Source organism: Lactobacillus delbrueckii subsp. delbrueckii DSM 20074 = JCM 1012 (genome assembly GCF_001433875.1).
GTDB classification, from domain to species: Bacteria; Bacillota; Bacilli; order Lactobacillales; family Lactobacillaceae; genus Lactobacillus; species Lactobacillus delbrueckii.
Window position 1 is genome coordinate 1 of sequence record NZ_AZCR01000039.1, and the last position, 14,227, is coordinate 14,227.

General features: G+C 53.7%; 12 protein-coding genes. 1 reads left to right on the forward strand and 11 read right to left on the reverse strand.

All coding sequences use genetic code 11. The features are described from left to right. Positions 1 to 116: 116 nt before the first annotated feature. Both mfd and pth read right to left on the reverse strand, forming a co-directional pair. Positions 117 to 3,593, reverse strand: a complete 3,477-nt coding sequence (gene mfd / locus FD23_RS06020; RefSeq protein ID WP_052933549.1) for a transcription-repair coupling factor — start codon at positions 3,591 to 3,593, stop codon at positions 117 to 119. 16 nt (positions 3,594 to 3,609) lie between these two features. After that, entirely contained in the window at positions 3,610 to 4,167 is a 558-nt protein-coding gene (gene pth, locus FD23_RS06025; protein ID WP_003612856.1) for an aminoacyl-tRNA hydrolase, read from the reverse strand. Between the two features lie 165 nt (positions 4,168 to 4,332). On the opposite strand from pth, the gene cbpA reads away from it, so the two are divergent. After that, positions 4,333 to 5,031 carry a cyclic di-AMP binding protein CbpA gene (gene cbpA / locus FD23_RS06030; protein ID WP_025896324.1) on the forward strand — a complete coding sequence of 233 codons (699 nt, stop codon included), beginning with the start codon at positions 4,333 to 4,335 and terminating at the stop codon, positions 5,029 to 5,031. A gap of 53 nt (positions 5,032 to 5,084) precedes the next feature. Here the strand turns inward: cbpA and alr are convergent, their stop codons facing one another. The 9 genes from alr to FD23_RS06075 form a co-directional block, all read right to left on the reverse strand. Then, on the reverse strand, positions 5,085 to 6,215 hold the full coding sequence (gene alr / locus FD23_RS06035; protein WP_025896323.1) for an alanine racemase: 1,131 nt from the start codon (positions 6,213 to 6,215) through the stop codon (positions 5,085 to 5,087). Beyond that, positions 6,199 to 6,624, reverse strand: coding sequence for a holo-ACP synthase (acpS, locus tag FD23_RS06040; protein WP_013439088.1), 426 nt, complete (start codon positions 6,622 to 6,624; stop codon positions 6,199 to 6,201). Before acpS ends, alr begins: the two co-directional genes overlap by 17 nt. 85 nt (positions 6,625 to 6,709) lie before the next feature. Continuing rightward, the gene (gene cshA / locus FD23_RS06045) at positions 6,710 to 8,155 is read right to left on the reverse strand and encodes a degradosome RNA helicase CshA (RefSeq protein ID WP_025895889.1); all 1,446 of its coding nucleotides are present in this window, start codon (positions 8,153 to 8,155) and stop codon (positions 6,710 to 6,712) included. 9 nt (positions 8,156 to 8,164) lie between these two features. Further along, a complete protein-coding gene (locus FD23_RS06050) occupies positions 8,165 to 9,532 on the reverse strand; it encodes a UDP-N-acetylmuramoyl-tripeptide--D-alanyl-D-alanine ligase (protein WP_052933548.1) in 1,368 nt (455 codons plus the stop codon). Between the two features lie 107 nt (positions 9,533 to 9,639). Then, positions 9,640 to 9,891: a type B 50S ribosomal protein L31 gene (locus FD23_RS06055; RefSeq protein WP_002878693.1), complete on the reverse strand. Its 252-nt coding sequence runs from the start codon at positions 9,889 to 9,891 to the stop codon at positions 9,640 to 9,642. Positions 9,892 to 9,990: 99 nt separating this feature from the next. Then, entirely contained in the window at positions 9,991 to 11,262 is a 1,272-nt protein-coding gene (locus FD23_RS06060) for a UDP-N-acetylglucosamine 1-carboxyvinyltransferase (RefSeq protein ID WP_013439086.1), read from the reverse strand. 120 nt (positions 11,263 to 11,382) lie between these two features. Then, positions 11,383 to 13,002: a CTP synthase gene (locus tag FD23_RS06065; RefSeq protein WP_002878695.1), complete on the reverse strand. Its 1,620-nt coding sequence runs from the start codon at positions 13,000 to 13,002 to the stop codon at positions 11,383 to 11,385. Between the two features lie 116 nt (positions 13,003 to 13,118). Beyond that, positions 13,119 to 13,688, reverse strand: a complete 570-nt coding sequence (gene rpoE / locus FD23_RS06070; protein ID WP_025895888.1) for a DNA-directed RNA polymerase subunit delta — start codon at positions 13,686 to 13,688, stop codon at positions 13,119 to 13,121. 45 nt (positions 13,689 to 13,733) lie between these two features. Next, entirely contained in the window at positions 13,734 to 14,132 is a 399-nt protein-coding gene (locus FD23_RS06075) for a YwiB family protein (RefSeq protein WP_002878700.1), read from the reverse strand. Positions 14,133 to 14,227 lie beyond the last annotated feature (95 nt).

Consider the following 14,227-nt stretch of genomic DNA (forward strand, 5'->3'; position numbering starts at 1 on the left):
CCTGCGGTTAATGGAACTATCGCGGAAAGCTTTCTAAGTCTCTCAGTCATTTACACAAGTTTTTATACTGAACCCTTTTTTAGCTTTTCCTACTTTAACTTTTTGCTCTTAAAAAATTACCGCTGGATGATCTCCGCCGCGTCCTTGGCAAAAGTGCCCAGTTCCGTGAACATGGCCCGCCGGGTCAGCTTGTCTGGCAAAAACAGGGTAACCACCAGGCGCTTTTGGGCGCCAAGTGCGATCCGGGCCTTCCAGGAAACATGTTCCAGGGCCTTGAAGATGTTTGGCCCTTCCATTTCCCGGCTGCCGTAATCACTGAAAATGACCCGGATCTGGGCCTTCTCCTTGACCAGAGTCAAGATCTGGGCCAAGTCGCAGCTGGCCTTCAGGCTGGCCACGTTGAGCAGGTTCTCAACAGCTGCCGGATAGTCACCAAAGCGGTCCAGGAGCTCATCTTCGATGTCTTCCCGGTCCTGCAGGCTGCCGATCCCCTTGATCTTCTTGTAAAATTCGATCTTCTGCTCCTGGTCGGCGATGTAGTCTTCTGGAATATAAGCTTCCAGGCCCAGGTCGACCTCGGCATTGCTCTTTTTGACTGGCTTCTTCCCCTGCCGCTCCTTGATGGCGTCAGCCAGCATCTGAGAGTAGAGGTCGTAGCCGACGCTGTCGATAAAGCCGTGCTGCTGGGCCCCCAGCATGTTGCCGGCCCCGCGGATGGACAAGTCCCGCATGGCGATCTTGAAGCCTGCCCCCAGCTCGGTAAAGTCCCGGATGGCGTCCAGCCGCTTTTCCCCCACTTCCGTCAGAACCTTGTTTGGCTGGTAGAGGAAGTAGGCATAGGCCAGGCGGGCTGACCGGCCGATCCGGCCCCGCAATTGGTAGAGCTGGCTGAGGCCGTAGTGGTCGGCATCTTCAATGATCATGGTGTTGACATTAGGCATGTCGATCCCGGTTTCAATGATGGTCGTGGTGACCAAAATGTCGAATTCCCGGTCCAAAAAGCGGCTCAAGATGTCTTCCAATTGGTTTTCACTCATCTGCCCATGGGCATAGGCGATCCGGGCCTCTGGCAAAAGCTGCTCCAAGCGGGCAACCGTTTCTTCGATGTCCTCGACCCGATTGTGCAGGTAAAAGACCTGGCCGCCCCGCTGCATTTCCCTTTGGCAGGCCTCCTTGACCATGCCTGGCAACTGTTCCAGGACATAAGTCTGGATTGGATACCGGTTTTGCGGCGGCGTTTCCATGACTGACAGGTCTCTGATCCCGATCATGGACATGTGCAGAGTCCGCGGGATCGGAGTAGCCGTTAGGGTCAAAACATCAATATTGGTCTTCAGCTGCTTGAGCTTTTCCTTGTGGGCCACCCCAAAGCGCTGCTCTTCATCGATAATGAGCAGGCCCAGGTCCTTGAACTGGACGTCCTTGGACAAAATCCGGTGGGTGCCGACTACCAAGTCAATACTGCCGTCTTTCAGGCCGGCCACGATCTTCTTGCTTTCGGCCTGGCCCTGGAAACGGGAGAAGCTGGCAATTTCCACTGGGAATCCCTTAAAGCGGTCCTTGATGGTCTGGTAGTGCTGCTGGGCCAGGATGGTCGTGGGCACCAAGAAGGCGACCTGCTTGCCGTCACAGATGGCCTTAAAGGCTGCCCGCATGGCTACTTCGGTTTTCCCGAAGCCGACATCCCCGACCAAAAGCCGGTCCATCGGCTTGGCCTTTTCCATGTCAGCCTTGATTTCCGCAGTAGCCCGCAATTGGTCAGGGGTTGGCTCATAAGGAAAGGCAGCTTCAAAGGCCGCCTGGTCTGATCCATCCGGGGAAAAGGCAAAGCCCTTCTCCGCCTCTCTTTTTGCATACAGGTCGATCAAGTCGTCAGCGATGTCCTCAACTCTGGCCGCAACCCGCTTCTTGGTCTTGGCCCACTCGCTGCCGCCTAGCTTGTTGACGTGGGGCTGCTTGCCCTCTGAAGCCACGTACTTTTGCACCAAGCTCAATTGGTCAGCCGGGACAAACAGCTGGTCACCCTTTTGGTAGGTGATGGTGATGTAGTCCCGCTTTTTCCCGTCGGTTTCCAAGGTCTGGATGCCTTCAAAGCGGCCGATACCATGATTGACGTGGACCACATAGTCGCCAGGCTTGAGCTCTGTATAGCTGCGCAGGCGCTGGGCATTTTCCAGGGTCTTGATCCGCTTCTTCGACCGCTTGTTTTGGTTAAAAAGCTCCTTTTCCGTCAGATAGACCAGGTCGCTGTCCGGCAGGACAAAGCCGCTGGCATAGCCGCCGATAACCAGCTGGGCCCGGCCTTCTTTTAAGCCGTCTGCTTCTGCCAAAGGCAGGTAGATGTCATAGTCATGGCAGCTCCGGTTGAATTCCTTCGCTTGCCGGCGGCTGGACACCTGCAAGACCACCGTCTGCCCCTTTTTGGCATAAGAGTCCAGCTCAGTTTTCAAAAGCTCCATCTGGCTGAAAAACTGCTGCGGCTCCCGGCTGTCCCAGGCCAAATGCTGGCCAAAACGGAGCCGGCCCATGGAGTGGGCCATCATACTGACATAGAGGCGGTGGTGGCAATCTGCCTTTAGCACCGCGTCAAAATCCAGGCGCAGCTTCTGCCGGCTGGTCATCATCTTGCTGGCGATCTGGCTGGCCAGGTAGTCATCATTGATAGCGCACATATTCTTGACGCTTTCGGCGATCAGCTGCCAGTCGTTAAACAAAAGCAATCCTTTAGCCGGCAGGTAGTCCAGCAGACTGAAAGACTCAGGCAAAAGGTAGTCCAGGTAGCGGTTGCAGTCATCCGGCAATTGCCCGTTAGCTAAGGCTTCCTGGGCGATTGCCAGGCTAGCGGCTGCTTCCTTTGGCAGGTCGCCGGCCAGTTCCCGGCCCGCCCGGTCCAAGTCTTCTACCGTAAAGACGTGGTCACTGGCCGCTGGTACGGTCGCTTCCGGCAATTCCTCCAGGCTGCGCTGGCTGGTCAGGTCAAAAGTCTTGATCGTGTCGATTTCGTCGCCGAAAAATTCCAGGCGCAGGGGGCTTTCCCGGTCCAAAGGATAAAGGTCGACGATGTCCCCCCGCATAGCGAACTCGCCCGGCTTAACTACCAGGTTTTCCCGGTGGTAGCCAGCCTGGTTCAGCCACTGGGCCAGGTCGGGTAGGGCAATTTCATCCCCAACTGCAAAATGCTTCTGTCCCTTTTTAAACAGGGCCGGGGCACTTAACGGATACTGCAGGCCCTGCGGTGTCGCGATCACGACACCAGGCCGGCCGCTTAAGAGCAGGTTCAAGCACTGAATCCGGCTGCTGAGTTCATCCGGTGAACTGACCGCCGTTTGCGTGGCCAGGTTCCCGTCCAGGGCAAAAAGCTCCAGGTCATCATCGTCCAAAAGCCGGCTCAGGTCGTTGTAGCGTTCCTGGGCCTTGTATTCATTCTCTTCGATCAAAAGAAGGGGCTGGCCCACCTGGGCTAAATAAGCCTGGATGAGGACGGCAAAAGCGCCCCGTTCGACTCCTGTAAGCAGGGAGTTCTTGATCCGGGACGTTTTCGCGATAAAAGCAGTCACTCCTTGATCTTTTTTCAAAAAATCAATTACTTGCATGTTCGTGTGCTTGTCTTTAATTGTAACGGTTCATTAAATACTGGGCGTCTTTGCCAGCGATAAAGTCGTCAATGATCTGATCAACCTTGGCAAAGCTGGCTTCCAGCTCCTTTTGCTGGTCGGGATTAAAAGGAGTCAGGACCCAGGAAACCACGCTCTGCTTGTCCGGGTGCCGGATGCCAATCTTCAGTCGGTTGAATTTCTCAGTCCCCAGGCAGGCAATGATGCTCTTGATCCCGTTGTGGCCGCCAGACTTGCCGCCGGCCCGGATCCGCAGCTTGGCGATTGGCATGTCCATGTCGTCGTGGATAACCAGGATGTCGCTGGGGTCGATCTTGAAGAACTTGGCCGCCGCGCCCACGGCTCTGCCGGATTCGTTCATGTAGGTCTGCGGCTCCATGAAGATCACGTCCTCGCCCGCCACTTTCTCCTTGGCGTAGAGGGCCGTGAACTTGTCGCGGTCCAGGCGCAGGCCTTTTTCATCTAAATAGTGATCCAGGGCCATGAAGCCGGTATTATGCTTGGTTTTTTCATATTTAAGGCCAGGATTGCCCAAAGCAACGATTAATTTCATCAAAAGTCTCCTCACTTGCTGTATCTTAATAATTTTAGCACAACTGGCAAAAATCTTACGCTTTCCTGTCTTTTAACCTGTCTTTAATTTTTTCTGCATGCTATAATGTGAAAGTATGAGATAAAAAAACATTTACATGTAAATCCACATAACGGAGGTTATCCTATGTTAATCAAATCACTGGTCATCAAGAAAGACTACCTGACGACTGTCAACGAACATGCTACCCTGGAAGAAGCCTTGAAGGTACTGGAAAGCTCCGGCTACCGCTGCGTGCCGATCCTGGATGACAGCGGCAAGATCTTCCGCGGCAACATCTACAAGATGCACATTTACCGCCACAAGTCCCAAGGCGGGGACATGAGCCTGCCGGTAACCTACCTCTTGAAGAACGCCACCAAGACCATCAAGATCAACGCGCCATTCTTCCAAGTCTTCTTTACCATCAAGGACTTGCCTTACATTGCTGTTTTGGACACTGACAACACCTTCTACGGCATCTTGACCCACGCCCGCCTGCTGGACATGCTGTCCTCAGCCTGGAACATCAAGACCGGGGCTTACGTCTTGACTGTCTTGTCAACCAACGACAGTGGCAACTTGACCAAGATGACCAAGATCATCGCCAAGTTTGTCAACCTGGCCGGGGCCATGACTCTGGACGCGCCAGCCAGCGAATTTGACGGCAAGTACGTCCGCCGGACCCTCTTCACCCTGCCGCAAGGGACCACGGAAACTGAACTGAAGTCCATCTGCAAGAAGCTCAAGGCCAAGGGCTTCCCAGTCGTTGCCGTTGAAGACCTGGCTGCCGGCATGAACATTATGAGCGAAGAAAAGCCAGGCGTCTTCTTGAACGAAGAATAAGCAAAAGCATATTAAAAACCTCCGAAGCAAAATTCGGAGGTTTTTTCCTGATCTTATTCGTTATCATAAATCCGGTCCAGACGGTCGTTAAACTGGCAGGCCACTTCATAGTGGATGGTATCCAGCCAGTCAGCTGCCCGGCGCAGGCTGTTTGGCGCTGCCGGATCAGCTGAGATCAGTTCAACTGGCGTGCCAGCCGGCACTTCCTTGGGCAAAAGAACCATGAACTGGTCCATGCAGACCCGGCCGACGATCGGGCAGTAAGTGTCCCCAACCTTGACCTTGAAGCCCTGGAACTTCCGGATCCAGCCGTCAGCGTAGCCAACCGGCACGGTCCCGATCCATTCGTCTTCTTCTGCGATGTAGGTTGACCCGTAGCCGACCCCATAGCCCTTGTGGATCTGCTTGACATAGGTCAGTTCACTGACAAAAGACATGGCCGGCTTAAGTGCAAAAGCAGGCTCTAAGTCCCGGCTTCCTGGGGCTGATGAAGGGTTGAGCCCGTAGAGGCCAATCCCGAAGCGGACAATGTCGCTGGCTACGTCCTTGTCAAAGAGGATGGCCGCGGTATTGTCCACGTGGATCCACTTTGGCTTGACCGTCAGCAGGCTTTCCATGTGCTTGAAGCGCTTGACCTGGTAGTCAAAGTAGCTGGCATCAGCAGAGTCAGCGGAAGCAAAGTGGGTGAACATCCCTTCCACAAAGAAGGCATCATTGCCTTGCAGATATTCGTTGACTGCCTTGAAGTCTTCGTCTTCGCTAAAGCCGATCCGGCCCATGCCGGAGTCGATGGCCAGGTGAATCTTCAGCTTCAGGCCTTCCTTGCGGAGGACCTTTTCCGCTTTCTTGAGCCAGTCCAGGCTGGACACCGGCAAAGAAATGTCGTTGACGGCAGCCAGGGCGGCTTCTTCAGCCGGTTGCAGACCCAAGACCAGGATTGGCTTGACGATCTGAGCCCGGCGTAGTTCCAGCCCTTCATCCAGCATGGCCACGCAGAAGCCGTCTGCTCCGGCTTCTTCCATCACCGGCGCCAGGCGCGATGCCCCATGCCCGTAGGCATTGGCCTTAACCACGCAAAAGAGCTTCTGGCCCGGCTTCAAGTGGTCCTTGGCCTGCCGGGTGTTTTCCTTGATAGCAGCCAGGTTGATATGCAGGGCTGCTGGTCGATTAACTGCTGTGATCATTTTTCCTCCCAGATAACAGGTGCGATAGTTTGCCGATCGCGCGGCGCCAGCCGGCCGGCTCTTCAAGCACGACCACGGCGACGATCTCGTGATCATCATGCGCGATGCTGGAAAAAATCCGCCCCGTAAAAATCCGCGACGTCGTTACGGGCGCTCCGGACTCGGTCCTCAAGGTTTCCACGTCTTCAAAGGAAACTGCCTGGCCAATCCCGGATCCCCAGGCCTTGGAGAAGGCCTCCTTGATGGCGAAGCGACCGCCCAGGTACTCAATCTTCCGCTTATGAGTCAAGTCCTGGTACTGAGCAAATTCCCGGTCGGTAAGAACCTTTCGGGCAAAGCCGTCCCCCCGGTCAACGACCTTGGCGATCCGGTCCACCTCAATCTGGTCCACACCGATATTTTTGATCATCTTTCCACCTCACGCTGTTTAAATAATAGCACAAAGAGAAAAAGGCCGGGACAAAAGCCCGGTCCTTTTTACTTTTTTTAAAAATTTAGCCCTTCCGGCCGTGGAACTTAAAGCCTGGCTTGCGCTTCTTTCTGTCAAAATTGCGCTTGCCCTTGAAGTTATTGTTACCGCTCCGGCTGCGGCTACCGCGGCCGCCTGAGTGCTTGCCCCGGTAAGAGCGAGGGTTTTCAGGGGTGATGGTAACCATAACATCGCTGTCGTTAGAGAGTTCCTTCAGCAAAGCAGCGGCGATGTCTTCAGCTGAGTAATTTTCCAGCAGCTTTTCCGCTGCGTCGTCATACTTGCTCAAATCCCCGCTCAACAGGTCGTCCACCTTCAAGAACGCCTGCTTCATCTGCCCGGCAAAGGCCTGGGCGTCTGTCGGCGGACGCAGAGGAGACATCTTCTTCTTGGTCAAGTCCTCAATAGTCCGCATATATCCGATCTCGTTTGGCGTCACGAAGGTCACGCTCATCCCGCTCTTGCCGGCCCGGCCGGTCCGGCCGATTCTGTGGACGTAGGAGTCCGGGTCTTGCGGAATGTCGTAGTTGTAAACATGGGTAACCCCGGAAATATCCAGGCCCCGGGCAGCCACGTCAGTAGCCACCAGAATGTCAAGCTCCCCTTCCTTAAAGCGCTTGAGCACCTGCATCCTCCGGGCCTGGGTCAAGTCGCCGTGGATGCCGGCCGCGTTGTAGCCCCGGGCAACCAGGCCCCGGGTCAGTTCGTCAACCCGGCGCTTGGTCCGGCTAAAGACCACGGCCAGGTCCGGATTTTCCACGTCGATCAGCCGGCACATGGTGTCGAACTTTTCGTTTTCCCGGACGCGGACAAAGTACTGGTCGATCAAATCAGCCGTCAGTTGCTTGGCCTGGATCTTCACGACTTGCGGGTCATGCATGAACTTTTCGCCCAAAGCCTGGATTGGCTTTGGCATGGTCGCGCTGAACAAGAGGGTCTGGTCCCGGTTTTCAGCATAGGTTAAGATGCTTTCGATATCCTGGATGAAGCCCATGTCCAGCATTTCGTCGGCTTCGTCCAAAACAACTGTCTTGACGCCGTCCAGTTTGATGGTCTTGCGCTTCAAGTGGTCCAAAAGCCGGCCAGGAGTCCCGACCAGGATTTCCGGCACCTTCTTCAAGGCCCGGATCTGCCGGCCAATGTCCGCCCCGCCGTAAACGACCTGGACCTTGGCATTTTCGTCTCTGCCCAGGCGGAAAAGTTCTTCCTGGGTCTGGATGGCCAGTTCTCTGGTTGGTTCAATTACGATGGCCTGGATGGCTTGCTCCTGCTTGTTCAGGTCCAGCTTTTGCAGGATTGGCAGACCAAAGGCAGCTGTCTTCCCCGTCCCGGTTTGGGCCTGGCCGATCACGTCCTGGCCTGCCAGAGCCAAAGGAATGGTCTGGGCCTGGATCGGGGTGGCTTCTTCAAAGCCTGACCGCTTAATTGCCTTTAAGATATTATCGTTCAATCCTAGTTCAGTAAATTTCAAATTGTTCTCCTATTTCAGTCTGTCGAGGACTCGTTCCAGATGCATCCCGTGGGACCCCTTCAGCAAAACGATATCCTGGCTGTGGATGTCGCTCTTTAAATCATCGATTAAATGGCTCATCTCGTCTTCTGGGTAGTAGTGCAGATTCTGCTGGTCGTACTTGCCCAGCAGGGCCTGGTAAAGGTGGTTCATCTCCGGCCCGTAAAGGTAAAGGACGTTGATCTTGTCCGGGTCCAAGCAGGCAGCCAGACCCTTGTGCAGGTCGGCTGACCGGCTGCCCAGTTCCAGCATGTCGGCCAAAACCGCGATCCGGCGGCCGCCTTCACTGACTGGAACCTGGCCAAAGGAGGCAGTCACGGCCTTAACTGCCGTTGGGTTGGAATTGTAGATATCGCTCATGATGTCTTCGCCGCAGTCGCCCTTTTCCCATTCCATCCGGTTGGCCGTTGGCACGAAGTTGGCCAGGCCAGCGGCGATTTCCTCGTCACTTTCCCCGAAGTGGCGGCCAACCAGAATAGCGGCCATGGCGTTAGCCACATTGTGGCGGCCGATCATTGGAATTGAGAATTCCCGGTCAGTCCCGTTAATCTTGAAGAAGGAATGGTGCATGGTGCTGCGGAGGTCACTGGCATGAATGCTGTCAGAGTCCGCGAAACCGAAGGTGGACTTGTCCTGGGAAAGCTTTGCGGCTCTTTCCGCCAGTAGGGGTTCATCACCGTTGTAGATGAATTCGCCGTCTTCTTGCAAAAAGTCCGTGATTTCCATCTTGGCGTCGGCGATCTTGCCCCGGCTGCCGAAGAATTCGATATGGGCTTCCCCGATCATGGTGATGACCGCCACATCCGGCCGGGCCAGCTGGCTCAGTTCATGCAGTTGGCCAGCCCGGTCCATCCCCATTTCCAAAACCAGGATTTCAGTGATCGGCTTCATTTCCAAAATGGTCATCGGCACGCCGATTTCATTGTTGAAGTTGGCCTGGGTCTTGTAAACGTTGAAGCGCTTGGCCAAAACCGCCGCCACCATGTCCTTGGTCGTGGTCTTGCCGTTTGAGCCGGTGATGCCGACCACGGTTGGGTTGACCTTCTGCAGGTAGTAGCGGGCCAGATCCCGCATGGCCTTCAAGGTGTCGGCAACTTCTAAGACCGCGATGCCTTCCGGCTTGTTTGGGTGGCCAGCTTCCCACAAAGTGGCGCTGGCGCCGGCTTCAATGGCTGAACCCACAAAATCGTGGCCGTCTCTTTCCCCCTTGATCGGGACAAAGAGGGCGCCCTGGCTAATCTTTCTTGAGTCAAAGGCCACTGAGGTAATGACCGTTTCTGCGTCCCCTTCACAACTGGTATTTAAGGCTTGGGCGATTTCTGCCAACTGCATTTTCATTCCAATGCTGCTCCTTGAGAATAACACTTAGTATATTATACGTTGTTTAGCGCTCTTCGCAATAAAAAAGCAACCCAAGAGGGCTGCTTTTAAAGTAAAGAGAACGATTAGTTCTTCTTGCTGAAGCCGTACTTCTTGTTGAACCGTTCGATTCGACCATCGGCTGCGGCAAACTTTTGCTTGCCAGTGTAGAATGGGTGGGAATCTGATGAAATTTCAACACGGATCAATGGGTAAGTGTTGCCTTCGAATTCAATAGTTTCTGATGACTTCAAAGTTGAGCCGGCAACAAACTTAAAACCAGTTGCTGAGTCCATGAAGCAAACTTCTTGATAATCTGGGTGAATACCTTGTTTCATAATTCTAAAACTCCTTTGCCATAGCCTTCTACAGGCCATAGATTAATCGGTTAACTCTAACATAGTACCACTATCCAGCCCGTTTGACAAGGGCTCAAGTTAATCTTCCACGTCCCGGATGACCACGTCAGCGCCCAGCTGGCGCAGCTTTTCTTCCACCCGGTCATAGCCGCGCAAGATGTTGCCAGCATTGTTGATCACCGTTTCGCCGTCAACCATCAAGCCCGTAAGCATCAAGCAGGCCCCGGCCCGGATTTCGTCAGCGTGAACCACCGCCCCGCGCAGGCGGCTGCCCGGTTGAACCAGAATGATGTTGTTAACGACCGTGATGGAAGCCCCCATCTTCTGCAGTTCCGGCACGTGCCGGGTCCGCTTCGGGTAGATCGGGTCGATGATGACCCCTTCCCCGGTCTTAGCCGTCAGCAAGAGCGGCGTAATTGGCTGCTGCAAGTCAGTCGCGAAGCCCGGGTAGGTCCCGGTCTTGACCTGGACCATGCGCAGGTCCCCGGCCGGGTAAACGAAGAGGGAGTCTTCATCAGTGTCGATCACCACGCCCATTTCTTCCACCTTGGCCAAAAAGGCGTCAAGGTGTTCAGAGATGATGTTGTGGATCCGGATCCCGTTACCGATGCAGGCTGCCATGGAAATGTAAGTCCCGGCTTCAATCCGATCAGGGATGATCGTGTGCGGCACCTTGGCCTCCAGGCGGTCAACCCCGTCGATTCTGATGGTGTCAGTCCCCGCCCCGCGGATCTTGGCCCCCATGTTGTTCAAGAAAGTTGCCAGGTCGATGATTTCCGGCTCCTTGGCCGCGTTTTCGATCACCGTCCGGCCGCTGGCCGTGACTGAGGCCATGATGATGTTCATCGTTGCCCCAACAGAAGCCATCTTCAGGTGAATCTGGGCCCCTTTCAACCCTTCATCAGGCGCGGTAATTACAATCTGCTCATTTTCATATCTAACGTCGGCGCCGAGGGATTGGAAGCCCATAATGTGCTGGTCAATCGGCCGCGGGCCAATGTCATCGCCACCAGGAAAACCTACAACCGCCTTGCCAAAACGACCGAGCAAAGCGCCCATAAAGTAGTAAGACGCGCGCAAGCTCTTAATCTTCCCAGCTGGCAGGGGACTCATCTTGATTTCAGTCGGGTCAATTTGCAAGGTCGTTTCGCGGAAGTCGCAGTGCACGTACATTTCGCTCAACAAGTCCATCAAATTGTCAACGTCGGCAATCCGCGGAACTGATTCCAAGGTCACCGGCGTTCTCGACAGGATTGAGGCCGGAATCAGCGCTACCGTTGAGTTCTTCGCGCCGCCAATCCAGATGTCGCCTTGCAGGGGTTTCCCTCCGTGAATTATCATTTGCTTCATTTGGGAAAGTAGTCCTTTTCTTTTGTCAAATTATCATAATAATGTTAATAGATCTTCGTCAAAAAAACAAGAGAAGAGGTTTCTCTTCTCTTGTCACTATCTATTATTATCGTACAAAATTTAGAACTTGTCGACCTGCAAACCGCTGGCTGCCCCAATAAAGCCCTTGAAGAGCCCTTCTGGCCGGTTTGGCCGGCTCAGGAATTCCGGGTGGTATTGAGCGGCAACAAAGAACTTCTTATCCGTGATTTCAACGATTTCCACCAGGTGGTTGTCTGGAGAAACACCTGAGAAGGTCATGCCGGCCTTTTCAAAGTCTTCCCGGTACTTGTTGTTGAATTCGTAGCGGTGACGGTGACGTTCCTGGATGACTTCCTGGCCGTCGTAGCATTCCCGGGTCTTAGTGCCGGCCTTCAGCATGGCTGGGTACAAGCCCAGACGCAAGGTGCCGCCGATCTTTTCCTGGTCGCGCTGGTCAGCCATCAAGTCAATGATGTTGTTCTTGCAGTTTGGTTCTGCTTCAGCTGAGTTGGCGTCTTCCAGGTGCAAAACGTTGCGGGCGAATTCCACGCTGGCCATCTGCATCCCCAGGCAGATCCCCAGAAATGGAATGTCGTGTTCGCGGGCGTACTTGATGGAAGTGATCATCCCTTCCAGACCCCGGGTGCCGAAACCGCCTGGCACGATCAAGCCCTGGGTGTCCTTCAAAAGTTCGGCTACATTGTCTTCAGTAATGTCTTCAGCCTGGATCTTTTCAACTTCGATCTTGCTGTTGTACAGGTAGCCGGCGTGCTGCAAAGCGTCAGTTACGGAAATGTAGGCATCTTCCAGTTCGACGTACTTGCCGACCAGGGTGATCTTGGTCTTGTACTTCAAGTTCTTGGCCCGTTCGTCCATCCGGCGCCATTCGTCCATGTCGGCAACCGGCTTCGGGCTGTCGATGTGGAGGAAGTCAACGACCTTCTGGTCAACGCCTTGTTCCTGGTAGGACAACGGCACGTCAAACAGAGATGGAGCGTCCAAAGATTCCACGATGTAGTCGACTGGAACGTCGGTGAAAGTGGAGATCTTGTCCTTCATTTCCTGCGGAACTGGCATTTCTGAGCGAAGAACCAGCATGTTTGGCTGGATCCCGATTGACCGCAGCATGGAAACTGATTGCTGGGTCGGCTTACTCTTCAGTTCCTTGGCTGCCCGCAGGTAAGGAACGAAGGTAACGTGCACGTACATGACGTTTTCTGAGCCGACTTCCCGCCGCATTTGCCGGATAGCTTCCATGAACGGAGTTGATTCCATGTCACCGACCGTACCGCCGATTTCGGAAATAACCACGTCAGTGTCGGTCATTTGCGCTGCCCGCATGACCTTTTCCTTGATCATGTTAGTTACGTGCGGGATCACCTGTACAGTGCCGCCGCGGTAGTCGCCGCGCCGTTCGCGCTGCAAGACTTCCTGGTAGATCTTGCCAGTCGTCACGTTAGAGTACTTGCTGGTTCTAACGTCGACCAATCTTTCATAGTGGCCCAAGTCAAGGTCAGCTTCCGTACCGTCGTCAGTCACGAAAACTTCACCGTGTTGGTAAGGGTTCATCGTACCGGGGTCGATATTGATGTATGGGTCGAACTTCTGCATGGTAACTTTTAAGCCGCGGTTCTTCAGCAAGCGACCAATGCTTGATGCAGTAATCCCTTTCCCCAATGATGAAACAACGCCGCCAGTCACAAAGATATATTTGGTCATTGAGCTCTCCTTTGAAAAATAATAAAAAAGCTCCCTAGCAATTAGGGAGCTAAACGCACATAGGGTGCCCACGCAAAATAATAACGACTTTTCAGCCGCAAGTCAAGGACAAAATCCTATTCTTCGTCTTCACCGTCATCAAGGTCGTCGTCATCCATTTGTGACAGCTGACCTTCGATCCCGTCTGGCAATGAGTCGTCATCTTCGTCGTCTTCATTGCCGTCGTAATCGTCATCGTAATTGTCGTCAACGTCATCTTCGTCAGCGTCACTGTCGTCGGACAAGTCTTCGTCTTCTGGATCATCGTTTTCGTAGTCGATCACGTCATCGCCTTCAGTCGTGGCCAGGAAGGCATTGACCTTCCTGTGGTGCCTGCGAGTTGATGCTTCGTCGCCGTCGTCTTCTGGGTGGTCGACTTCTTCATCGACAGCTTCGAACTTGAACCAGGTTCGCAGGGCCCAGACATTTTCACCCATGGAAATGAAGCGGCCATCGGTGTTTATGTCCGTGTAAAATTGCGGCAAGCGCTGGCGAATTTCTTCGTCGCTCTTGTTCAGGTACTTTTGCATTTCGTTAACGATATCGGCAAAAGCCATTCTTTCGCCACGGTCTTCCAAAATTGCGTGTGCAACTTCAATCATTGACAATTCGTTGCGATCCACGTCTTTAAAATCAGCTAATCCCACAGTTGAACGTCCTCTCTATTCAATCTTGTCCATTTTACACGTCATTTAAGCAAAAATCAACGAGACGGCATAACTACCAATTAAGTCTACACCACTAAAGAGGTCATATTCAACTTCAAGTTGCTGACCAGCGGCATTTTCTTTCAATTCCAGGCGCTTGGTTTCCGACAAGAGATCCAGCTGCCGGCCCTCGACCACATACTTGCACTGCCCCTTCTCGCCTAAAATAAAATGCATTTGGGAGAAGTTGCTGTGGTCAGTCCCCCGCCGGATTAAGAGCTCCTGCTCTTTTACGAGCATCTTGACCGGCACCTTTTCCGCCTCGTAAAAAATTCTTTTCACCGCGCCGTCTTCCCGCAATTCGCCTTCTGCCTGCTGGCGGATGGTTTCCGTTTGCTCGCCCTGGGTAATCTTGCTCGTCAAATCGATCTTAATCTTGCTCATCTTTATAAAAAATTCGGTTCAGTATAAATTCTTGTGTAAATAGAAAATAGGCAACAAAAAAGAAGGGTTGTCCCTTACAATGTTAATAACGACAA